Genomic DNA, 22,892 nt, shown 5'->3' on the forward strand with positions numbered 1-22,892 from the left:
TGTGTGGTATATTAGCCTCTATGATTGCCAGACACCTCACTCCCGCACTCAGGCAGGCTGCCGAAAGCTGGCCCGTCGTAACCGTTACCGGGCCTCGACAGTCGGGCAAGACGACCCTTGTTCGGGCTGTTTTTCCGGGGCATCTCTATGTCTCGCTCGAAGCGCCCGATGTGCGCGAACGCGCGCTGTCGGACCCGAGAGGCTTTCTGGCGCAGGGGGATCGTATGATTCTCGACGAGATTCAGCGTGTCCCCGACCTGCTATCCTATATACAGGTACTCGTTGACGACGACGACCGTCCCGGTCGTTTCATTGTCACCGGATCCCAAAACATCCTGCTCATGGAGTCGGTGTCGCAAACGCTGGCGGGCCGAACCGCCTTGTTGCGTTTGTATCCTTTTTCGCTTGCCGAGATACGAGGGCTGCCTCCTGTGGATCCATTCACGCTGGACCGGGATGCGCCAACAGGTCGCCCCGCCGGATCGTTGCCCGCCGACGGCCTTTGGGAAACGCTCGCCGCCGGTTTCTATCCGCCGGTGCATGATCGGGGTATTGCCGCGAACGAATGGTTCGGGGACTATTTTCGAACCTATGTCGAACGCGACTTGCGCGAAGTCCTGCGCGTTGCGGACCTGCGGGCTTTTGAGACGTTCATGAGACTCGCAGCAGCCCGGACCGCCTCCGAGTTGAATCTGAACAGTCTGGCTGGCGATGCGGGTGTTACCCAAACCACTGCCCGGCGTTGGCTCACGGCTCTTGAAATCGGGTATCTCGCGGCTACGCTTCCGCCTCATCATATCAACTATCGTAAGCGTTTGCGCAAGCGCCCCCGGTTACATTTTCTGGACACAGGCCTCATTTGTTACCTGCTCGGTATTCGCGACGGCGCTACACTGGAGCGGCACCCGTTGCGCGGGGCCATTTTCGAATCGTTCGTGGTGGCGGAACTGATAAAGGCGTTCGCCGCTATGCGCCGGGACGCTCCGCTTTTCTTCTGGCGAGACGCCACGGGCCACGAGATCGATGTTCTGATCGATGCCGGGGACCGGCTGATCCCGATGGAGATTAAATCCGGGCAAACGGTTGCTCACGACGCCATGCGCACGCTGGACTGGTGGACATCTATTCCCGCAAACCCTAACCGCGGCGGCGTGCTGGTGCACGGCGGGGGCGAGCGCTTCGCCTTAAGGGATTATCAGGTGCTTCCCTGGTTTTTGAGGTGATGGGGATTGAATTTCCGGGTGCGCTGCTATTTATTACCCGCATGACCTGCATCCTGAAACCTGGCATCGGGATCAAGGAATATCAGCGGTTTCGGTTACAATGGCGGGGACGAATCATGATCTACTTGCTTGCCAAGGCAAAAAGGGCTCTATGTTCAAAGTATGTCGCCCTTACTTGCTCAACCTGTGCGGTCCTGTTCTTCTCTGGAGATTTTCTTTCGACCCCGCTCCTTGGGCAGAACATTGGTACGGGCCCAGCCTTTTTGTCTCCTCGCGGCCTTGCGGTAGAAGACGATGGGAGTTTGTTGATGGGAGTTACTTCCCGGTCGGGCCCCGGGTCGATATTTCGGATTGATCCGGTCACTGGCGACCGTACGATCATGTCGGATGACACTACTGGCAGCGGTCCGGGTTTGTCGGAGCCAATAGGGCTTGCAGTTGAGGCCGATGGTAGTCTGGTGATGACAGATATTTACCATTACGGGGTAGTTCGTGTGGATCCGGTTACTGGCGATCAGATGGTTGTATCGAATTACCGAACCGGAAGCGGTCCATTCTTTGATTGGCCTCGTGATCTTGCGATAGAGGCCGATGGCAGTCTGGTAATAATGGATACTGATGCGCTGGTACGGGTCCACCCGGTCACTGGCGACCGCATGATCATGTCGGATGACACTACTGGCAGCGGTCCGGTTCTTTCGTTGGCTCGTGGACTTGCGGTAGAGGCTGATGGCAGTCTGGTGGTGGCATATATGTCTGAACGGGGCCCACGTCACAGGGTACTGATGCGGGTCGATCCAGTCAGCGGTGATCGCATGATCATATCGGATGATACTACCGGGAGCGGCCCAAATCTTTTGCATGTCATAGACCTTGTGGTAGAGTCCAACGGCAGCATAGTGGCGCTGGATGGGCGCCGAAAAGCAGTGATGCGGATTGATCCGGTCAGTGGTGATCGCATGATCGTATCGGATGATACCACCGGAAGCGGCCCAATTTTTTCGCTGCCCAGTGATCTTGCGATAGAGACCGATGGCAATTTTGTGGTGCCGTATTATATAGGTGCGTATGAAGAAGGTATGGTGGCGCTGGTCCGGATTGACCCGGTCAGTGGCGACCGAACGGTCTTCTCATTCAGCTCGGTCGTAACCGGTATTGAAGACGAGGCAGAAGTGCCGGAGCGCTTCTCGTTAACGGGCGCCTATCCTAATCCATTCCGGGCCACGACGCGCATCGGATATGAATTACAGCGCCCCTCCTCTATCGAATTGGTGGTCTACGATGCGGCAGGTCGTGAAGTGGAGGTGCTGGTTTCGTCGATGCAGCCGGCGGGCTTGTACGAGGCGAGCTTCGAGGCGGAGGGATTGCCGAACGGGGTGTATTTCTACCGCCTGTCCGCAGGATATTCCACCCAAACCGGCCAGGTGGTGCTTTTTCGGTGAGCGGGCTGCGGGGGATGCGACTCAATATCCCGCCGCCGCATCGTCTCCTCTCGGGTCGGCGCCGCCCCGGTACAACACGCCTTCCGCGTCCCGGCGCACCACAATGCCGTCCGCTCGTCCCCATGCGCCGTTGTTATTCAGGGTCCAGCCCCGGCGCTCCAGCCCGTGTCGGGTGTCTTCGGAAAGCGCCTGCGCCTCGTAGAACAACACATCCGGCAACCACTGGTGGTGAATCCGGGGAGCCGCTACCGCCTCCTGAATGTTCATTTCATGGTCGATGACGTTCAGCATCACCTCGAATACCGTCGTGATGATACGCCCTCCTCCGGGCGATCCGATCACCATGAACAGTTCTCCCGAGGGATCCTCCACGATGGTGGGCGTCATGGACGATAACATGCGCTTGCCCGGTTCGATGGCGTTGGCCTCCGATCCGAGCAGCCCGAACATGTTGGGCGCTCCCGGCTTGGCGGAGAAATCGTCCATTTCGTTGTTCATGAAGAAGCCGGCGCCGTCGATCACCACCTTCGATCCGTAGCTGCCGTTGATCGTGGTGGTTACGCTGACGGCCTGCCCGTCCGCGTCGACTACGGAATAATGTGTGGTTTCGGACGATTCGAAGGCAAGCGGGTCCCCGTACGCCACGGCTGCACTGGAATCCGCTCTGTCGGGGTCGAATCCTGCCATGCGTTGCTGCATGTATTCCTTCCGGATGAGTGCGGCTGCCGGGACCGCGAAATAATCGGGGTCGCCCAGCCACTGCGCCCGATCGGCGTAGACGCGCCGCATTGCTTCGCCCATCAGGTGGGCCGCGGATGCCGTATGATGGCCCATATCTGCCATGTTGTATGGCTCCACGGCATTGAGCAATTGCGCCAGGGCCACGCCTCCGGAAGACGGGGGCGCCATCGCAAAGAACCGGTAGCTCCGGTACGTACCCGAAAGCGGGGCGCGCTCCACGGCCTCGTAGGCCGCAAGGTCTTCCATCGTGATCCATCCGCCGCCGCGCGCCATCTCTGCGGCGATCAGTTCGGCGGTCTCGCCTTCGTAGAATCCGGCCCAACCCCGGTCCCGGATTCGCCGGAGGACCTCCGCAAGGTCCTGCTGCACAAAGCGCTCCCCTGCTTCATAGCGCTGGTCGGGAGCGGATTTCGTGAAATACTTTGCGGTGCTCTCGAACTGTGCAAAGACGTCGCGCTGCGCATTCAGTCCCCCCGCATCCCGCCGGCTCAACACAAACCCTTCCTCCGCAAGGCGAATCGCCGGAGCCATCACCTCCGCCAGGGAGAGACGGCCATATTTCTCATGCGCCATGACCAGTCCCGCCGGAGAACCCGGCACGCCCGAGGCAAGGTATCCCAGTCGGCTAAGTTGGGGAATGGCCTGTCCCTCGTTGTCGAGATACATGTCCCGGTGGGCCGCGGCGGGCGCCTTCTCGCGGTAGTCGATGGTGGTTACCGCCGGGGTGGGAGATTGTCCTGCTTCACCCCCGCCATGTCCCGCTCCGCTCCCTGATTCTCCAACCTTGTCCCCGTCCGCGAAACGGATCACCATGAAACCGCCGCCGCCGAGGTTGCCCGCCGGAGGGTAGGTAACCGCCAGCGCAAACCCGGTGGCCACCGCTGCATCCACTGCATTGCCGCCTTGCCGGAGCACCTCGACACCCGCCTCGGAAGCCTTGATCTTCGCGGAAACGACCATGCCGTGCCGCGATTCGACCGGCGTGGCGGGCGCTTCAACAGGAGCGATGGGTACGGACGGACGCGTGCATCCGGCTATCCACAGGAGGGTCGCAGCCAGCGCGGTTGCAAACAGGCGCCTCCCCATGCGGAAGCACAGAGACTGAAACGAAGGCATGGTCCGGTTACCGTTCATCGGGTTCGATCTGAATGGCGTGATGCCGCCAATATAGGCAGGGGGGCGGAATGGCGCATTCGTGGCGGTGGATTGGTGGGAGATGGGATACGTCTGGGCAGGCGCGTTTGACGTGAAATAATTCATATAATCCATTATTTGACATTTTATGTTTTGTTTTGTATCATTCACATGTACGGTCCGGATACAGTATCCGGGCCATGTAATTGAGCACGGGATGAGAAAAGAGAATTGGTCATGCCGAGTTCGTCAACCAGGAGGAAGCAATTATGGAATACGTTACCAACGTTATCGATGGGGATACCTTTGAAACATCTAGTGGTCATCCCCGAGTCCGGCTTGCCAATGTCAATACCCCCGAACGAGGGGCACCCGGGTATGCGGCAGCGAAGAATGCGCTTACGCGTCTTGTTTTGAACAAGTACGTCACTATTCAGACGAATGCACACGATGTTTACGGGCGTCGCGTAGCGCATGTTTGGGTTGGCAGTACTCATGTCAATGCAATCATGAAGCAGTACAGTCGCTAAAGTGATGGAACGAAGCAGCCCACGATCGGTAGGAACTTGCAAACCCACCAAGCCTAAACCTATTAACTGTGGCTATCACGCAAGGCGAGCTCGCCCGCCGAATCCGCGCAGCGCGTGAAGCTTGTCAGATGACCCAGGAAGAGGTGGCCGACCACCTCGAAATTTCCCGTGCGACCATTTCTCAAATGGAGCAGGGCCGGCGCGGGGTGTCGAGCCTGGAACTTCATCGGCTCGCGCATCTCTATGGGCGGAACCTTCAAGACTTTCTCGAAGAGGATTATCCGGAGGGCGAGGCAGTCATGGCGCTTTTTCGGCGGCAATCGGGTGTTTCGGCAGATACAGAGGTCCTGGATTCGTTGCGCCAATGCGTCACCCTTGGGCGTGAGATCACCAATCTGGAACGTCGCCTTGGTCTGGATCGTGGGCTAGCTACCATTCCGATCTATCCGGTTCCTCCGCCGGATTCCAAATGGGATGCGGTTCAGCAAGGATCGCTCGTAGCAGCGAAGGAGCGCCACCGCCTCAATCTTGGGGATGCTCCGCTGCCGGATGTAGTCGATCTTCTTGAGGGCCAGGGTATCCGCACTGCACAGGTGGACTTGCCCGACGATATATCCGGATTGACTTTGATCGATGCCAGACATGGCATGCTGGTTGCGGTTAATCGGCAGCACCATGTCTTGCGCAGGCGCTTTTCGTGTGCGCACGAATACGCTCATGTGCTTCTTGATCGGGAAATCCGCGGCATGCTGAGTCGTTCGAGCGACCGATCCAATCTCAACGAAGTGCGAGCCAATGCATTCGCCGCTTCTTTTCTGATGCCTCAGAACGCTGTCCGATCCTTCGTGCACGGCCTCGCCAAGGGTCGCCCCAGCCGGGGCCAAATGGATGTATATGATGGGGAGTCTGCCCTGCATGTGGAGGGGCGTATGGAACCGGGGAGCCAGGATATTCAAATGCATGATCTTGTTCGACTGGCCCATCATTTTAACGTGAGCCGCACCGCGATGCTGTATCGCCTGAAAGGCCTTCGCATAATTGACGAGAGCGAGCGAACGAGATTGGCTGCTGAGGATAAGGTTGGTCGTGGCCGCGTTATAAGTGAGATTCTTGGTCTTCCCGAACCAGATCATAAGACTGCAAGGAATCAATTTCACTCGCGGTTTCTCTCGCTGGGAATCGAGGCGCTGCGGCGCGAGGCAATTACCCGGAGCAAACTCCGGGAACTCGTCCAGTTGGCAGCTCCCGAACGCGATGCGGATGCGCTGCTGGAGAAAGCCGGTTTAGGCGAAATCGAACCTGTCGACGTGATGCGCGGGGAATGCTGAAGTTTACGGCAGAGGGGGGAGATGCATACCGTTGCAGTCGATGCCAGCGTTCTTATCAATTTCCTTCTTCTGAACCGGGTAGACATACTGGGTGCCATTTCCGGTTACCGTTTTGTTGTAGCGGATGCAGTGCATAAAGAAATCACTCGTCCAGATCAGCAAACATTGCTCTCCGATGCGTTTGACGCTAGCCTGCTTCAAAAGCAGAAAGGCGCCGATCCGAGCGAGTTACGCATCTTCGCCGATTTGACGGAAGTGATGGGTGTCGGAGAAGCGGCCTGTCTTGCAACGGCCGAGTACCGGGGGTGGTTATTGGCTTCGGATGAGCGCGGCCTGTTTCTTCGCATTGCCCGCGAACGTATCGGCGAGCACCGGATTTTGACCACACCAGAGATATTGTTGCGGGCAATCAGAGCCGGGATTATTACTGTCGAGCAGGCCGACGAGGCCAAGGCTTACCTTGAAAAGAATCGATTCAGGATGAAATTCGATTCGTTTGCCGATTTGTGAACATTGAGGCAGGCGTGATGTGCAAGACGGAGCGATTATAGAACCCTGAAGACCGCTTATCTCCAAAGATAATCCTCGCTAATAGAAGGCATTTCACAGACAAGGAGCAATGCGCCCAATTTCTCAAGATCGTTTCAACATCTTGGCTGGTTACTGCCGCAAACCGCTGGCCGGTCAGATCGCAGAAGAACTCGGGTGGTTCGAACATGGTCGGGAGCGTGTTCTGGGTGTCGTCATCCGAGATCGAATAGATAACGACTTCGGCGGAATAGTTCTGGGACGTGATCGGAAAGGCCGCTTTCGATGCATTGGGCAAACAAAGGATTTCTGCCCCTCGAAACGTCGCTCCGAGGTAGCATTGCGAAGGGAGATGGAGCGCTTGTCCATGGCGCCCGACGAGGAATACTACCAAGGCGATGAAGCTGGAACGCCAGTAGATTTTTTTGCTCCACTCGGGCCATCCAAGCAATACAGCGAGGATTTTATAAAGTTATCCAAACAGGAGGAATTTTCGCCAGCCCGCGGTGTCATTGAGTCTATGATGCATTGGTATGAAGATGCTGACGGCAACTTCGTTGAGCAATTCCAGACCATTGGCTTCAACGCCCGACTTTGGGAATTATACATCTTTGCGACGCTCGTGGAGATGGGCTACCATATCAAGAGGGATTATGCCGTTCCCGATTTTACATGTGTCGGCATTTCCAGAGAATTTACGGTCGAAGCACTGACTACAAATCCGACCTTGGACGAGGCCGGAGCGATTGTGCCACCACCGTCTCGGAACACCCCAGAGGAACTCCACAATTTTCTTCGCGAATATATGCCGATCAAGTTTGGAAGTCCGTTGACTTCAAAGCTTAAAAAGGAGTATTGGAAGAGGCGAAATGTTTCAGGAAAGCCCCTTTTATTCGCTATTCAGGACTTTGCAGAACTTGGTTCAATGGTCTTTACGCGTTCGGCCTTGCCGGTATATCTCTATGGGTTCGATTACGATTGGCATTATGAGAGCACAGGAAATCTGAAAATCACACCCCGAAGGTTGACGAAGCATCAACGCGGTGAGAAGATTATTCCTTCAGGATTTTTCGATTTACCAGGCGCAGAGAATGTAAGCGCAGTACTGTTCAACAATAGCGGTACGATCTCGAAATTCAATCGCATGGGGATAGTGGCTGGTTTCGGGTCTCAAAAAGTGATCCTTGTCCGCGAAGGATTCTCTTATAACCATAATCGGAATACGGCAGAGCCCCGTCCATTTAGGCATGTCGTGAATACGCCCGGTCACTCCGAGACATGGACTGAAGGCCTGGATGTATATCACAACCACCGAGCCAAACATCCTATTGCCCCAAAGGCACTGCCTGGTGCAGCACACCATTGGCTTCTTCCAAACGGGAAATTGGATAGCTACGTACCTGATTGGCATCCCCTCGGTTCTTGGACATTTATTACACTCGCAGAAAATGAGGAAAAAGCGCGTCGTTTTATCGAGACAACTTAGGATGGAAACCTTGGTTATGATTTTCATTTCTCGATATTTCACCAGAGTGTCCCCAATCAAATGAAACCAACTCTACTCGCATACAGACTGTTTGACCTTGCTTTTTATATGAAATCATCAATCGTCACGTACCTACGCGAGTGATCAGAGGTTTGTCTGCTTGCACGGCGCCAAAGTATTGGCCAATCCGTGTTTGCAATTGACCAAGGGGCATTCCGATATAGGTGCTCCAAGACAGAGGCAAAACCGCCCATGTCCCCTATATCTATCCATAACTCTATAGGTGTCACCTCACCGTACTCTGATAGCATCATAATACTTGCCAGAAAAGTATATTCACTGTGTTTTTTCAGTAGCAAGTAATATGGCTTGTGGTTACGCAGTCCCTCAGCAATCACCCTGTATGCACGAGTCCCCGGGATTATTCCTTGGATAACATGCCACTTAATGCTCTCAGACCAAGCATAATTTGCGTGGACACGTACAGCTTGGCTATTTGGATTTACAGTTTCGAGCGGCATAGTTAGTTGTTTTGTCGGCCGTAACTTCTGGCTGTGTCGAAGGTTACAATCGCCAATGGAGGCAGTACATATAGACCAAATGTAGACAATTACAAGAAAAGAATCAAGATATTGCGTTCGCAATATAGTCATTGTAGTTGATGTTCCCTCGCCGGACAAATAGAGGTCGATGGGGCTTGTCCTGTAAACAGTGTGAATATTCAAAGGTGGACATAGTTTACTTGGATCAGGAGGTAGTTAACCTGACCGAGTTCACGGAGAGACATCAGACGTTTCTACATGGGTTTTTGACCGATACGAGACTGGAAGGCCATACTCAACCGGTTCGTCATACTCTATCGCGACAGAGTACTGATCGAAACATGAAATTCGGTTACACAATTATGCGAAGATTCCTAACCCTACTACCTGTCCGGCGACTATGAATCTCTATTCCAAGCGGAGGAATCTGGTCCCGGCCAGACCTCAGCCACCATCTCAGCCATTTTCTTGCTGCGGGCCTCAATGAATTGCTCGTCCCAAGTAGTATCCTTTGATTCGGCCAATAGTACCCGGTTCAGGAAAAAAACGCTGTGTTTTTCCAGCGTTTCCCGCTTACGTTCCCAAGGCGCATTTTTTGCTGACGAATTCAGACGGCCTGAGATCAGCGTGAGATTGCCAATTGTGTCGATTAGTGAGTTTCGTTTTTGTTTTGCTTCGAGTTCATCAACGCCATTCGGAAGCGGCCAATGTGTTTCCCAACTCTGAGGGAGCACATGTTCTATGGTCAGATATTTTGGCACATCGGTTTCTTCGGCAAAATGATTTTCGCGGTACTTTTGCTCGATTCCCTCCAGAACCAACCTTAGTCTGCCCCTCGTCAGGAGTCGGTAAAGTGGCAAAGTGCAGAGGGAATTTTCCAAGTCTTCGTCAGTCGGCCACCGCCTGGAATCTGCCTCCTGATCTCTTAGAAATCCGACAACTGCCTTATCGGCACTCTCCGGCCCACATTTGTCCAGCAGTGCGCGGACAAGGTCAAGCGACAGCCTGTTGTAGTCCTTGGTAGTATTCCGGCACACCATTCGTCTAACAAGAAAACTTTCGAGCGCCTGCAAGGCTCCGAAGCGAGCTTTATCTGGCCTGGATAAAATGGTTAGAAGCGCTGGGGTAAATGCACCCATCTGCATGACGCTTGCTCGATAGTGAAACACCTCTTCTATCGGCTTGCGAGGTCCCTCCTCGTAGCGGCGATAGTTTGACAGATCAGCTTTGACAGCTGACATAATATCTGCGATTTGCCGACTGTCTGCGACTTTCTTGAACACGTTGAAGACTCTGCCAGCGGTGACGTCATCTTTCGTATCCATCTCTAGCCAATAGTCGAGAAGGGCATCGATACGCGGTCTGATCAGGCGCCCTTGCCTGAGTTCTTTTCGCCACCAATCGTCGTCAAGATCCCCCCAGATGTCATCCTGAACAGTTTGTCCAGCTTTGGATGTGACGTAGTTCTTGATGAGGTCGGACTCCAACAGAGGTGTGCCACGCGCGTTCAGAGTCTCAAAGATAATGTGCGGGTCATCCTGAGACCCCAAATCAATCACCACCATCTGAAGCATCTTGGTTACTGCTGTCTCAAGTGCTTCCGCACGGCCTTGAATTGACTCGGGGTTTGAGCCGATCCATTCTTTTGCCTGTAATTGGAAGTACTCATGTGCCTGCACGATACGGGAATTTTCGTGGCCATCGGTTGCCAAACCGTTGTGCATGGTACGCCTGAACGCCTCTCTGTCACTCGTTGTTGGCCATAGCTTGAATATTTCATCATCATCTTTCACCAAGTCTTGATCGTTGGTAACAAGTTTGGAGAGACGTGTTGCCACGCCCCGCACATCATGATTTTCACAGACATACTGAATTGCATCCAGCAAGAGTTGGAGCGTCGTAAGCCTTTGCTGGCCATCTATGACTTCACGTCGCTCTATATCTTTGGTTGCCGTATTAACTTGTTGAACGACAACGGCACCCAGGAAGTGGCGGGCGGTTTTCTGCTCAGCCGGAATTTCCTTCTCCTTGTCGTTCGACTCACCTAATTTCTCCAGATAATCTTCGGCGGTGTTGCGTGTATCTTCCCAAAGTGGTTCCCATTGGTCCTCTTGCGTCCACACATACCGTCGCTGGAAATCGGGAACTGTGTATCGAATATCCTTTCCAAATAAACCTTTAGGTGTCAGAATACTAGTGTCCATACAGCCAGTCTTTAAGAGTACTATCACATCGGGTGCCTGCCGCCTCGCATAGCGGTTGGCGCAATAGAATACGCAGTCGGAGCTCGATTGTCAATTAACTGACGATGCAGCACAAATCCAGCTCAAACGCGAGCTTTCCCCTACACCTCCACCTCCATCCCCAAACCGCGCTTCTCCGCCTCCTTGGCTATATGCGCGGCAGCCGCCAGGTCCTGCGCAGCATTTCCCACTGATTTGAACAGGGTGATTTCGTCCGGCGAGGTTCGCCCCGGCATATCTCCTGAGACGATCTCGCCTATCTCGCTGTAGATATGGTTTTCGTCGATGAGTTTCCGGTTCAGGGCCTGTATAATGTCCCCCGCTTCGGCCAGACAGGCTGCGCGCTGATCCACGACGATTTTTGCCGCCTGTATCGTTTCTGCAGGAATTTCGGCCATATCGGGGCGAAAAGAGCCCACGCCGTTGATGTGGACGCCGGGGGCCAGATCCGCGTGCGCAAACACCGGGGTGCGTGACGAGGTGGCGGTGCATACGATATCCGCCTCGCGCAGTTGACCCGGCTCGGTCGCCGGGAGCACCTCATGGTTCAGCAGCGCCGTCATTTCGCGGGCGAACGCCCCGGTTTTTTCGGGGGTCCTTCCGAAAACGTACGTACGCCGGATGTCGCGCACCGCGCATACGGCTTCCAGTTGCGTCTGCCCCTGCACGCCGGGGCCAAAAACAGCCGTCACCCCGGCATCCTTTCTTGCGAGCAAATCCGTGGCCAGTCCCGCTCCGGCTCCAGTCCGCAGCGCCGTAAGATATTCGCCATTCATGATGGCGAGGGGGCGGCCCTCCTCAGCATCCAGCACCACCACGAGGCCCTGGATGAAGGGTAACTTTCGGCCCCGATTCTCCGGATACGCCGAGACGATTTTAACACTGACCAACCCGGTGTGCGGCAACCAGGCCGGCATAATCAGGACCTGCCCCTTGTGTTCAGGGATGGGCAGGCTCTGGCGTACGGGTACCGTGGCTCGTCCGCCGGACAGGGCGGCATAGGCTTCTCCCATGCGCGCAATGGCGGTGGGCATATCCAGCGCTTGCCGGACATCCTCGCGGGACAACAAACGAATCCGGGACATGCAGAGGCAGGTTAGTCAGCGTAGCAAAAAGCCATGATGCAAGGGGTCGTCGGGGTCCAGGCAGAATGTGCTGCGGCCGGTGATATAGGCCTCCCCGGACACTTCCGGGATAATCGCTTCGTGAGCACCGAAGGTGGTGCGGGCTTTGACGCGCACGGTAAACGTGCTTCCTATGATGCTTTCGATGACCAGCGGTTCGTCCGTTGCAATTTCACCCCGGGCATGATGGATGGCGGCCCGTGCGCTGACCCCCGTACCTGTGGGGGAGCGATCCACCTCGCCTTCGGCAAAGATGCACATGTTCCGGCTGTGCGAGCCGTCATGTTCGGCCGGACCGATGAAAATCGTCCCGTACAGGAAGCCCATGTCTTCTTCGAAGGGATGCCGGATGGCGCGGCTGTCCATGATGGCGTGCTTGATCGCCATTCCCTTTGCAATGAGCTCCGGCGTGTGGCGCCCCTCGCAGGCGAGACCAACCTCTTCCGCCCGGACAAAAGCATAGTACGCGCCGCCAAAGGCCAGATCGTAGTGTACCGAGCCCAATCCCGGGACATCCACCGTCTGATCGAGACTGTCCACATAGGACGGCACATTCTCGAAGGAAACGCGCCGTACCTGTCCGTTTTCCCAATGCCCGAAGGCTGTAACCAGGCCTGCCGGGGTGTCGATGCGCACGCAGGTTACGGGATCGGTTCCGGGAAGCAGGCCGGTTTCGAGCGCTACTCTGGTCACGGCGATGATTCCGTGACCGCACATGGTGCTGTAGCCTTCGTTGTGCAGAAACAGGACCCCGAAATCCGCCTCTTCCGTGACCGGTTCCGTAAGCAGGCATCCGTACATGTCCGCATGACCGCGGGGCTCCCACATGAGCGCCCGGCGAAGATGATCCAGGCGCTGTTGCGCATGGCGCCGTCTGGCCAGAATGGAATTACCTTCGAGGGGAGGGTAGCCGTCGATGATCACGCGCAGCGGTTCGCCCGCCGTATGCGCATCGATCACGGTGATCCGGGGCCACTCCGGCGGCGGTCTCCAGCGGGAAATGTTTTCGATATGCATGCTGAGCCGATGACCGAAAAATCGCCGGGTCTGCGCTTGGGTGCAATCCGGCGATCCTCACTCCATGTAACGTGCCGATGAGGGGCGAAAGCTGTTCTGTCGGCGGAACTGTTTACGCCAGAATCTGCCGCACCACTTTTCCGTGTACGTCCGTCAGGCGGTAGTCCCGTCCCTGGTGTTCGAAGATCAGCCGTTCGTGATCCATGCCCATCAGGTGCAGGATGGTTGCCTGCAGGTCATGGATGTGTACGCGGTCTCTCACGGCCGAGTATCCGATCTCGTCCGTTTCGCCGAAGGTGAACCCGCGCTTGACGCCGCCGCCCGCTACCCACATGGTGTACACGTCCGTGTGGTGATCGCGGCCTACGAAGGGATTGTCGTCCCCGGTGCGGTTTTCCAGCATCGGCGTACGGCCGAACTCGCCGCCCCATACCACGAGCGTATCTTCGAGGAGTCCCCGCTGTTTGAGGTCCAGCAGGAGGGCCGTTGTGGGTCGATCTGTCTCGTCGCAGCGCTCCTTGAAACCGATGTTGAGTGCTTCCGCTGCACTGGCGCCGTGCGCATCCCATCCCCAGTGGAACAGCTGCACGAAACGCACGCCCCGTTCCACCAGTCGCCGCGCGAGCAGGCAATTGTTCGCATAGGAGACCGCGCCGGGTTTCGTGCCGTACATGTCGTGGACCCACTGCGGTTCGTCTTCTATGTTCATGGCTTCCGGTACGGACATCTGCATGCGGAAGGCCATTTCGTATTGGGCCATACGCGACAGCGTTTCGGGGTCGCCGACCTCCTCGTAGTCCCGCTGGTTGATCGCGTTGATCGTTTCAATGGATTTCCGGCGCAGTTCGCGGCTCATGCCCTGGGGATTGCCCACATACAGTACCGGATCGCCGTGCGAGCGGCACTGTACGCCCTCGTAGACGGTGGGCAAAAAGCCGCTGCCGAATACGCTGCGTCCCCCGTCGGGCTGCTTGCCTCCGGAGAGCAGCACGATGAAGCCCGGCAGATTCCGGTTCTCCGAACCGAGTCCGTAGATGGCCCAGGATCCCATACTCGGCCGCCCCGGGCGGGCATGTCCCGTGTGCAACAGGAGTTGCGCCGGGGCATGGTTGAATTCGTCCGTGTGCATCGCCTTGAGGAACGTGACCTCGTCGGCCACCTTTGCGAAGTGCGGGAGCATGTCCGAGACCCATGCGCCGCTCTCTCCGCGCTGCGCAAACGCAGCCTGTGGCCCCAGCATCTTCGGAGTCCCCTTGATGAAGGGGAAGAACCTGCCTTCCAGCAGGGATTCCGGGCACAACTGCCCATCCAGACGGTGAAGTTCGGGCTTGTAGTCGAACAATTCGAGCTGGGACGGCGCCCCGGCCATATGCAGGAAAATGACCCGCTTTGCGCGCGGGGCGAAGTGGAGCCCCCGGACACTGTTCGCAGCACCCTGGATCGCGGAATCGGCGGCGGCGCATCCGGCGAGGGTCGGCAGGGCCAGACCGCCAAAGCCTGCGGCGGCGGTTTTCAGAAAGTGACGCCGGGTGATCCGGTGGAGCGCGTCAAGACGCCGCTCCCTGTACGCTGCATCAGTCATGATCAGAATATCCCATAGTTATTCTTTGGTCAGGAAGGCGTCGAGATTGAGGATAGCGTTCGCCGCGACGGCAAGGGCGCCTTCTTCCGGCGAAGCGGATCCTGTCATTGCCGGGGAGGCCGGACCGGGCACGGCATACGCCGGTTCGGAGCCGTAATCCGTTTGCACTGTCTCTTCGTATCCGGCGAAGGCGTTCTCTTTTATATGAACGAGCGCGGCGGCGGCTTCCGGACGTTGCCGGTAGTCGGCCAGCGCCGTTTCGTACAGGGTTACCAGATGTTCCAGTGCTTCCTCAGGCGGGTCCCGTTGCAGTGCAAGGCGATATCCCTGCCGCAGCCAGTCTTGGGGCGTGTCGTATCCTTCTTCCTGCATGCGGCGGGCGAGCGCCACGGCCGCTTCGACATACACGGGGTCGTTCAGCGTCACGAGCGATTGCAGCGGCGAATTGGTGCGGATACGCCGGGAAGTGCACAACTCCCGGCTCATAGCGTCGAAAGCGAGCAGCGACGGGTACGGGACGGTTCGGCGCCAGTAGGTATACAGCGCGCGGCGGTAGCGGTCTTCTCCTTCGCTCGTTACCCACGTGAGGTCACTGTACGGATTGGTCCAGAGCCCCGGCGGTTGCGGGGGAAACACGCTGGGTCCCAGCATCTTGTCGCTGAGCAGTCCGCTGACGGCGAGGGACTGGTCTCTGATCTGCTCGGCGGATAGCCGGAAACGCGGTCCTCTGGCGAGTAACCTGTTGTCCGGATCGATGTCGAGCAATTCAGGCGAGACATGCGACGACTGGCGATAGGTGGCGCTGGTTACGATTTCCTTGAGCAGCCGCTTTACACTCCATTCGAAGTCCTGCGAAAATTGCAGGGCAAGGGCGTCCAGCAGTTCCGGGTGGGTAGGCGGTTCGCCCTGCGTCCCGAAATCCTCAACCGTTTCGACGATGCCGGCCCCGAACAACTGCTCCCAGAAACGGTTCGTCGCGACCCTGGCCGTGAGCGGGTTGGCGGGGTCGAAGAGCCACTGCGCGAGCCCCAGGCGGTTTCTTGGAGCATCCTCCGAAAAGGCCGGCAGCGCATCGGGCACATCGGGCTCGACGGGTTCGCCGTGTACGAGCCAATTGCCCCGGTCGAATATATGCGTGGTGCGCGCCGAGGCCGCCGGGAGTTCCCGGATGACAGGCGTGGTAAGCGGTTCCAGTTCGGCAATGGCTTCTTGCAGGCGGGAGCGCTCTGCACGCATCGCCTCGAAGGCCGGTTCCATGTCGATGAACAGGCTGCGCAGAACGAAGATATCGTTCGGGCTGCGCCGGTCGGCTTCTTTCTGCGCGATCCGGATAACCGGCGGGAACAGGGCGCGTTCCTCGAAAAAAGGAGGACGGTCCGTATCGCGGGCGTATTCCTCAAAGCGTTGGGTCCATGCCGCGAAATCGTCGGGGTTGACGGCGGCATGCATCTCCTCTTCCAGCTTCTCCAGGTCGGCAATCAGCCGGTGGCCCTCTTCCGGTCGTTCGTCGAATTCGTAAAGCTTCGGCTCGTTATTGTCCCGATCCGTATCGGCCGTGTTGTTGAAGAAGGCCAGGAGTTGGTAAAATTCTTTGCCCCGGAACGGGTCGTACGGATGCCCGTGGCACTGCACGCAGCCAATTGTAGTGCCCTGCCACACCTCGAAGGTGGTGTTCAGGCGGTCCATGACAGCGGCGACACGAAACTCCTCGTCGTCCGTGCCGCCTTCCGTATTGGTCATCGTGTTCCGGTGGAACGCCGTGGCGATGAGTTGCTTCGTGTCGGGATCGGGCAACAGATCACCGGCCAGTTGCTCCGTCGAGAACCGGTCGAACGGCATGTCCTCGTTGAATGCCTCGATCACCCAGTTGCGGTATTTCCAGATCGTGCGGGGGGTGTCTTTTTCGTATCCGTTCGAGTCGGCGTAGCGGGCCAGATCCAGCCAGTACCCCGCCCATCGTTCTCCGAACCGTGGAGAGGCGAGCAGCTTGTCCACGGCTTCTTCATACCGCATATCGGACGGGTCTTCGCAGAAGAGATCCGTGTCCTCCGGAGAGGGCGGCAGCCCTGTCAGGTCAAGGCTCACGCGGCGCAGCAACACGCTGCAATCCGCTTCCGGCGACGGGCGCAGGTTTTCCCGGTCCAGTCGGGCCAGCATGAAGCGGTCGATGTCATTGTTCGGCCATGCAGGATCGGATACTTCCGGGAGATTCGGCGTTCCCGGCGCCACGTAGGCCCAATGGGGTTCCCAGGCGGCGCCCTTGTCGATCCAGCGTTTCAGCAGGTTGATTTCCTGATCGCTGAGCGCCGGGCCCTCGGCAGGCATACGCTCGTCAGGATCGGTATGCGTGACCCGTCGAATGAGCTCGCTTTTTCCCGCCTGGCCCGGTACGATCGCGTACTTCCCCGATTCCGCAGGCTGGAGCGCATCATCGCGAAACAGAAGGCTTAACTCCGCCTGCTGTTTTACGCCGCCGTGGCATGTTACGCAGTTTTCGTTGAGAATCGGACGGATATCCTCGTTGAAATCCACCTCGCTTCCACCGGCCCTGGACGCCCACAGGGCGATGGCGCCCACCGCCAGCACGGCGGCGACCGTAAGGTTTCGGCGGCGAAGTAGAGAGGAGAACATCGATGAAGGATTTCGATGTGGGATATTATTCCAGGCGTTTCCGTCGTACAATCACCCGATAAAAGGTACGCAATTCGTTAAAAATACGTAATTCGCTTTCACTCGTTTTCGTCCTTGAAGACCAGAGCGTACGCCAGCAACGGATGCTTTCCTGTGCAGCAGGCATTGCGGTACCCTGCCTCACCCGGAGCACTGTGTCCTCGTGCCGCGCTCGAAGCATGGGAGCACGCCGACAGAGCATTCCGGCGCGTGATGCACGGGACAAACTGGCGGAACCAGACGGCTGATACCGGCCCGCTGCGGGCTGTTACCCCCGGTACCGTTCCTCTGCCGTCCGCTTCAGCGCCCGGCCGACATCTTCGAATCCTCGGCGCATGGCCCGGCCGAACAGCAGGATGGCCAGTGGCGCCAACGGGCCCTCGAGCGTATCCGTGTTGAAGTACGAGCAACGGGTCTCGCTCCGTTTTTCGAGTCGCTGTTCCCGCAGTGCTTTCAGCAGCAACTCGTTTCCGATCTTCGTGCTCCATGACAGGAGGGTCGGCGGCTCGACTTCCTCGAACCGTTCTGTCTGCTTCCGGTCATAGCGGCCCAGTTTGACGTCGAAGTCGACAAAAGAGCCCACGCGCACGTCGGTCTGTGTGTACGTCCGGGCAAAAGGGTTCCATTCGCAGTAGCGGTCTACATCTGCCAGGATATCCCAGACCGTGTCGATCGGGGCATGGATTTCTACCGGTTCCGAAGTGATGGCGTACTTGAACATGCTATGTCTCCTGTTCCTGATCAAGTGATCTGAACCAGCGTTCCGATTCTTCCCACAGGCGCTGGGCCGCTGCTGCATCCCGGGCGTCGGGGGCGGGCTCGACCGGATGGAAGCGCTCATAATAATAACTGTCTTCCGGCACAGGACCTGTTGCACAGTGAATGACGGCCTGGGCGGCCTGGGCCGGTGTCAGGAGGACCAGCGAGCCCAGCGGCATTACGAGGGGCTTCATCGTTCGCAGCCAGGGAGTTTTGTTCAGCCAGCCGAGGGTCATGTTCGTGCAGACAGAGCCCGGATGCAGTGCAACCGATCGCAGGTTGTAGTCCGCCCTGTAGCGGCGTTGCAACTCGAAACTGTGCTGGATCAGCGCCAGCTTGGACTGGCCATAGGCGGTCCAGGAATCAAGCCTGCCCGTGTTCCGGAAGGGGCGATCGTTTTTTCCCTTGTCGTGATGGTGAGAAGAGACGTTGATCACCCGTGCGTCGCCGGTACGCCGGCCGGACTCGAGGAGCATTGGCAGCAGCAGGCGCGTGAGATGGAACGCACCGAGGTAATTCGTCCGCCAGTGCATCTCGAACCCGTCGGCGGAGAACTTGGGCTTACGCCAGCGGAAGATCACATTCAGGAGGATGCCGGCGTTGTTGACCAGCACATCCAGTCGTCCGCCGGAGTATTCCCGGTACCAGGCGGCGAAGTCCGCGACGCTGGCCGAGTCGGAGAGATCCAGCGGGCCCGCCTCGATGTCGCTCGGGCACTGACTGCCGTCATGCATATCTCTCCGGAGGGCTTCTCTGAGAGAAACGATATTTTTCAGGCCGGTAGCGACGACGCGGGCGCCCCAACCGGCCAATGTTTTGGCAACTTCGTAGCCGATCGATCCGGGCGTTGCACCAGTGACAATGACATATTTGCCGGACATGTCGACGTGTTCGGCTATCGGCTTACGCGTGAAGAGTTCCGCTGTGTGGTGGAGTGTCTTCGAGAGCGAGGATGTCGGTCGGTGCTTCATGGTGTAGCGGGTCCTCTCTCGTGTATAGTCGCCGGGGGCGGTGCGAACCTGTGGAGCAGCACTTCACTGGCCTCCCACAATCTGGCGCCGTTGGACCGGTTCATGGCGAGTTCGGACGGTTGCTTCTCGCGCAGCATATGCAGGTAGATGCCGCTGCGCTGACCGGCGTCGTCGGCGCAACAGAGGTAGTTCACGGGCGCCGCGGCGCTGGCCGGCGTGAGGAAGAAGAACTTCATCACCGGATAGATGAGCGGCTTGAGGAGTATCGGGGCGTTCCGGGCAATGGCGGAGTGTACGGGGCCGGGGCAGAGCGAGTGAACCGCCACGTGCCCGCCGCCGTCCTGGTTGAGGCGGCGGGAGAGCTCGATTGCAAACGTGGACAGGACAAGTTTGCTTGCGCCGTAGTGCTTGAGTCCGTCGCGCAGGCCGTAGTTTTCGAACGCGCCGAAATGCTCGAAGTCGATCGGTTCGGCGGAGCGGTGGGCCTCGGACGAAACGAGCACGATGCGGGGCGCCGCCTCGATCCTCGTCGCCGGGCGGAGCGTTCCGTCTTTCAACCAGCGATCGACCAGCACGCGGTTGGCGAGGAAGTGGACGGCGAACATCGCCTCGAAACCCTGGGCTGTCCGGAGGGCGCGGCGCGGCATCAGGCCCGCGTTGAGGACCGCGATATCAATCCTCGTTCCTCGCTCGCGCAACTCATCGCAGAGCCGGTGCACCGAATGCAGGTCGGAGAGATCGACCCGCAACATCTCGACGCGGTCGGAGCCGGAGGCGGCTTTGACGTCTTCGCCCGCATCAGGGTGTCCGCTCCGGCAGGCCATCAGGACGTGGCCGCCGCGTGCGGCCAGATCGATGGCCACGGCTTTGCCGAGCCCACTGTTAGCCCCTGTCACCAGACACGTCTTGCCATCGATCCGAACGGAAGCCGGCAGGGGCTCGAGGTTCGGACGGATGGCGATGCGGTCTTTTACCGCCCTGCGGAGGGCCTCGAAGATTTTGTTCATGGGCTTTATTCCTCGCCTACTCGTACGGAATGCCGTGCCTGCGCCGGTACGGCGCCATGCGATGCTCGATCGCCTCCCTTGTCAGGCCGAAACGGCCTGCATCGTAGATGTGGCGTCCGTAGCGGTGCTGGACGTTGCGGCTCGCAGTTTGTTCGGTCGCGCGCAGTGCGTCTGCCCCGAAGGGGATACCGGCCCGTTCGTAGATATTTCTAAGTTGCGCCATCGGATCGCTGACGAGATCGTAGTAGGAAATGTCGATGAAGCGGTGCGGATCCGCCGCTTCGCGCGCGCTGGCAGTGCGCGCGAGCAGGCGGCACGTCTTCGCAAGCCAGTGTGCGCCGATCTCCCGAGGATCGACGCGGTCGCTGAACATCCCCCTGCCGTGGGCGACCATGCTCCAGAACGAGGGGATGGATTTGAGCGGGTCCCGGTGCGTCTGCACGATCGTGGCGGCCGGAAATACCTTGAGGACGATGTCGAGGTACTCCATGTGATGGGGCGTCTTGAGCACCCAGTGACGACACGGACGTTGCCAGTGCAGGATCCGGAGGAGGGTTCGGAATTCCTCGTATGTTTTTGTGTGGTCCTGGTCCTCGAGCCAGTGCGCGTAGGTGGGCACATGCATGGTCGCTTCCGCCGACTGGCTCATGAAGGACACGTCGAGCAGCAGTACATCCTCCTCGGGGGCATCGTGTTCAGCAGGATGTACGGCGAAGAAGGCGGGGGCCAGGTAGGCGATGGTGCGTTCGGCGATACGCGCCTGTCTGATCCGGACGTGCGGGTCGCCCGGCTTCTCGCCTGGGAGGGGCAGCGGATTCAGTCCTTCCCAGGCTGTAACTGCACGTATATCCGGGTGGGAGGCGATCAGTCGATGCAGCGTGGTTGTGCCGGTTCTTTGGAGGCCGGCGATTACGAGGATGCTGCCGAGGTCGATTTCCCGTATCTCCGGGCGCCTGCGGATCAGTTCCTCGACCCGCAGGCGTGTTGCCAGCGCCCCTTCGATCCGCTTCTTCTGGATCCACCGGCCCAGAGGCGTGAGATCGGCCTCCTCGTTGATCGAGCGGACGAGTACGGACAACGCTTCCATGAACCACTCGTCACCGAAGTTCGACAGGCCGGTCTTTCTGCGCGCCGCGGCGATCATCTTGTCGATGTCGAGCCCGCCGGAATCTCCCAGACGATCTGATACGCGCCCGGCGGCATTCAGCAGCGCGACGGGAAGAGGCCGGTACGGCCGCTCGTAGTCCGTCGGTGTCTCGGTAATCCGCTTCGCCATCTCCTCAACGGCAGAGCGCACGGAGTTCGCGCAGTTTGACGCACCGAGTCACAGGGGTCGGGTGCTCCTCGGCCCGGATCCAACGGAAGCACATGGTCCCGGAGGTGTGCCCGGCGGTGTCGAGCCAGTTGGGGAGTCCGGGGTCTTCGTGCGCGACGATGAGGCGGACGGAACCGTCGCGCTCGTACTCCGCGATATGCTTGTTGGTATGGATGGTGTGGTAGCGGTAGTCGAGCGATTCCATCCAGTAGTTGTTGAGTTGAAAGTTCCAGAATTCACATGCCGGCGGCGTGGCCTCGATGACCAGCGCCTCGTCCTCTTCCAGTTGCCAGTGGCTGTGGTAGTAGGCGATGTTGGGGTCGCCCCCGGCCTGGTTCGATGTCTCCTGGTCGAACCGGGGCAGCGTATTGGTGTGTTTCTGGAAGTCGCGCGCCCACTTTGCGAACAGGAGAGAGGCGCCTGCAACGAGGGTGCTCGCCGACCGCAGTCCTTCGTCGAGTTTTTTTGCGGTCAGCGGCGCCGGGCGTTTCTCGTCCGGGGAGCAGTTGATGCGCTCGATGTGCAACTCGGCCGGGATTTCCGCACGCCGGTCGAAAAACGTCTGGCGGACGATAAGGACCCCGCTCTCGGGGGTCATCGGGAGCCAGTTTCCTTCCTGCCGTTCGCAACTGAGCACCAGTTCGAAGCGGCCGTCGTCGTCGATCTCAAGTTCCGCAGCTTCGACGTAGCCGGTCGGAGGCATGCCGCCTCCCTGCCCGTAATGCCCGGCCTGGGTGCCGAATCCGAGGTAGGCGACGGTGTTGCGCCGTCCGGTGATCCGGTACTCGAAAGCGCCCGAGATGGCGGCGGTCAGGTAGTGGTTGTCCGGGTTGTCGGCCCCGAGTTTGACCGTTTCGTGGGCGATGCGGTGGAGGACCGGCGCCCTCGGATCGGCGTGCTCGAGAAAGGCCATGAGGCCTGCGCGTGTCAGGCGGCTGAGGTAACGATAGCCCTCGGCCTGATTGAAGGCATCGCGCGGCGCTCCCGGAAAGTTCAGCGATGCGCCTGCTGCCTTCAGTGTGTCGCAGAACTCGTCCCAGGCCTGGCCACTGACGACTCGCTGTGCAGCGGCATCGTCCCCGGATTGCCCACGGAGTTTGCGCATCGCCAGAGAGACCCGGCGAAAGAGCGCAAGCAGACCGATCACGAACCTTCTCATCGTTTTCTCTCCAGGATCAGTCGATGGGGCGGCGGGTGTGCCGTATGGGACCGGCTGCCGGAAGACCTCTCACGGTTCGACCGCGCCCGGC

17 protein-coding genes and 1 pseudogene are annotated in these 22,892 nt (G+C 58.4%); 6 read left to right on the plus strand and 12 right to left on the minus strand.

Features of this window, described 5'->3' with window-relative positions; translation table 11 throughout:
* Positions 1 to 20: 20 nt before the first annotated feature.
* Positions 21 to 1,223: an ATP-binding protein gene (locus tag F4Y00_01880; protein MYE03713.1), complete on the plus strand. Its 1,203-nt coding sequence runs from the start codon at positions 21 to 23 to the stop codon at positions 1,221 to 1,223.
* Complete coding sequence (locus F4Y00_01885) at positions 1,220 to 2,665, plus strand: T9SS type A sorting domain-containing protein (protein MYE03714.1); 1,446 nt, start codon at positions 1,220 to 1,222, stop codon at positions 2,663 to 2,665. Before F4Y00_01880 ends, F4Y00_01885 begins: the two co-directional genes overlap by 4 nt.
* A gap of 21 nt (positions 2,666 to 2,686) precedes the next feature.
* Here the strand turns inward: F4Y00_01885 and ggt are convergent, their stop codons facing one another.
* Positions 2,687 to 4,366, minus strand: coding sequence for a gamma-glutamyltransferase (ggt, locus tag F4Y00_01890; GenBank protein MYE03715.1), 1,680 nt, complete (start codon positions 4,364 to 4,366; stop codon positions 2,687 to 2,689).
* A 443-nt stretch (positions 4,367 to 4,809) separates the two neighbouring features.
* On the opposite strand from ggt, the gene F4Y00_01895 reads away from it, so the two are divergent.
* The 4 genes from F4Y00_01895 (at position 4,810) to F4Y00_01910 (ending at position 8,412) form a co-directional block, all read left to right on the plus strand.
* Positions 4,810 to 5,070, plus strand: coding sequence for a thermonuclease family protein (locus F4Y00_01895; protein MYE03716.1), 261 nt, complete (start codon positions 4,810 to 4,812; stop codon positions 5,068 to 5,070).
* A 68-nt stretch (positions 5,071 to 5,138) separates the two neighbouring features.
* Positions 5,139 to 6,398 (plus strand): ImmA/IrrE family metallo-endopeptidase, encoded by a 1,260-nt coding sequence (locus F4Y00_01900; GenBank protein MYE03717.1) that lies wholly within the window; start codon positions 5,139 to 5,141, stop codon positions 6,396 to 6,398.
* Positions 6,399 to 6,419: 21 nt separating this feature from the next.
* On the plus strand, positions 6,420 to 6,908 hold the full coding sequence (locus F4Y00_01905; GenBank protein MYE03718.1) for a hypothetical protein: 489 nt from the start codon (positions 6,420 to 6,422) through the stop codon (positions 6,906 to 6,908).
* A 109-nt stretch (positions 6,909 to 7,017) separates the two neighbouring features.
* Positions 7,018 to 8,412 carry a hypothetical protein gene (locus F4Y00_01910; protein MYE03719.1) on the plus strand — a complete coding sequence of 465 codons (1,395 nt, stop codon included), beginning with the start codon at positions 7,018 to 7,020 and terminating at the stop codon, positions 8,410 to 8,412.
* A 940-nt stretch (positions 8,413 to 9,352) separates the two neighbouring features.
* On the opposite strand, the gene F4Y00_01915 is transcribed toward F4Y00_01910, so the two are convergent.
* The 11 genes and pseudogenes from F4Y00_01915 to F4Y00_01965 all read right to left on the minus strand — a co-directional run bounded on the left by F4Y00_01915 (position 9,353) and on the right by F4Y00_01965 (position 22,801).
* Entirely contained in the window at positions 9,353 to 11,158 is a 1,806-nt protein-coding gene (locus F4Y00_01915) for a DUF262 domain-containing protein (protein MYE03720.1), read from the minus strand.
* Between the two features lie 140 nt (positions 11,159 to 11,298).
* The gene (locus F4Y00_01920; GenBank protein MYE03721.1) at positions 11,299 to 12,282 is read right to left on the minus strand and encodes a hypothetical protein; all 984 of its coding nucleotides are present in this window, start codon (positions 12,280 to 12,282) and stop codon (positions 11,299 to 11,301) included.
* A gap of 15 nt (positions 12,283 to 12,297) precedes the next feature.
* Positions 12,298 to 13,338 carry a proline racemase gene (locus F4Y00_01925; GenBank protein ID MYE03722.1) on the minus strand — a complete coding sequence of 347 codons (1,041 nt, stop codon included), beginning with the start codon at positions 13,336 to 13,338 and terminating at the stop codon, positions 12,298 to 12,300.
* A gap of 112 nt (positions 13,339 to 13,450) precedes the next feature.
* A complete protein-coding gene (locus tag F4Y00_01930; protein MYE03723.1) occupies positions 13,451 to 14,920 on the minus strand; it encodes a DUF1501 domain-containing protein in 1,470 nt (489 codons plus the stop codon).
* Positions 14,921 to 14,938: 18 nt separating this feature from the next.
* Entirely contained in the window at positions 14,939 to 16,369 is a 1,431-nt protein-coding gene (locus F4Y00_01935) for a DUF1553 domain-containing protein (protein ID MYE03724.1), read from the minus strand.
* Positions 16,370 to 16,462: 93 nt separating this feature from the next.
* A pseudogene (locus F4Y00_01940) lies at positions 16,463 to 17,551 on the minus strand (DUF1549 domain-containing protein).
* Positions 17,552 to 17,858: 307 nt separating this feature from the next.
* Positions 17,859 to 18,431 carry an SRPBCC domain-containing protein gene (locus tag F4Y00_01945; GenBank protein ID MYE03725.1) on the minus strand — a complete coding sequence of 191 codons (573 nt, stop codon included), beginning with the start codon at positions 18,429 to 18,431 and terminating at the stop codon, positions 17,859 to 17,861.
* Positions 18,313 to 19,320: an SDR family NAD(P)-dependent oxidoreductase gene (locus F4Y00_01950; protein ID MYE03726.1), complete on the minus strand. Its 1,008-nt coding sequence runs from the start codon at positions 19,318 to 19,320 to the stop codon at positions 18,313 to 18,315. The genes F4Y00_01945 and F4Y00_01950 overlap by 119 nt, the downstream gene beginning before the upstream one ends.
* A complete protein-coding gene (locus F4Y00_01955) occupies positions 19,317 to 20,327 on the minus strand; it encodes an SDR family NAD(P)-dependent oxidoreductase (protein ID MYE03727.1) in 1,011 nt (336 codons plus the stop codon). Before F4Y00_01955 ends, F4Y00_01950 begins: the two co-directional genes overlap by 4 nt.
* Positions 20,328 to 20,343: 16 nt before the next feature.
* Positions 20,344 to 21,624, minus strand: a complete 1,281-nt coding sequence (locus tag F4Y00_01960) for a sulfotransferase (GenBank protein MYE03728.1) — start codon at positions 21,622 to 21,624, stop codon at positions 20,344 to 20,346.
* On the minus strand, positions 21,608 to 22,801 hold the full coding sequence (locus F4Y00_01965) for a DUF1214 domain-containing protein (protein MYE03729.1): 1,194 nt from the start codon (positions 22,799 to 22,801) through the stop codon (positions 21,608 to 21,610). Before F4Y00_01965 ends, F4Y00_01960 begins: the two co-directional genes overlap by 17 nt.
* Positions 22,802 to 22,892: the final 91 nt, after the last annotated feature.

The organism is Bacteroidetes bacterium SB0662_bin_6 (genome assembly GCA_009839485.1).
GTDB lineage: Bacteria > Bacteroidota > Rhodothermia > Rhodothermales > VXPQ01 > VXPQ01.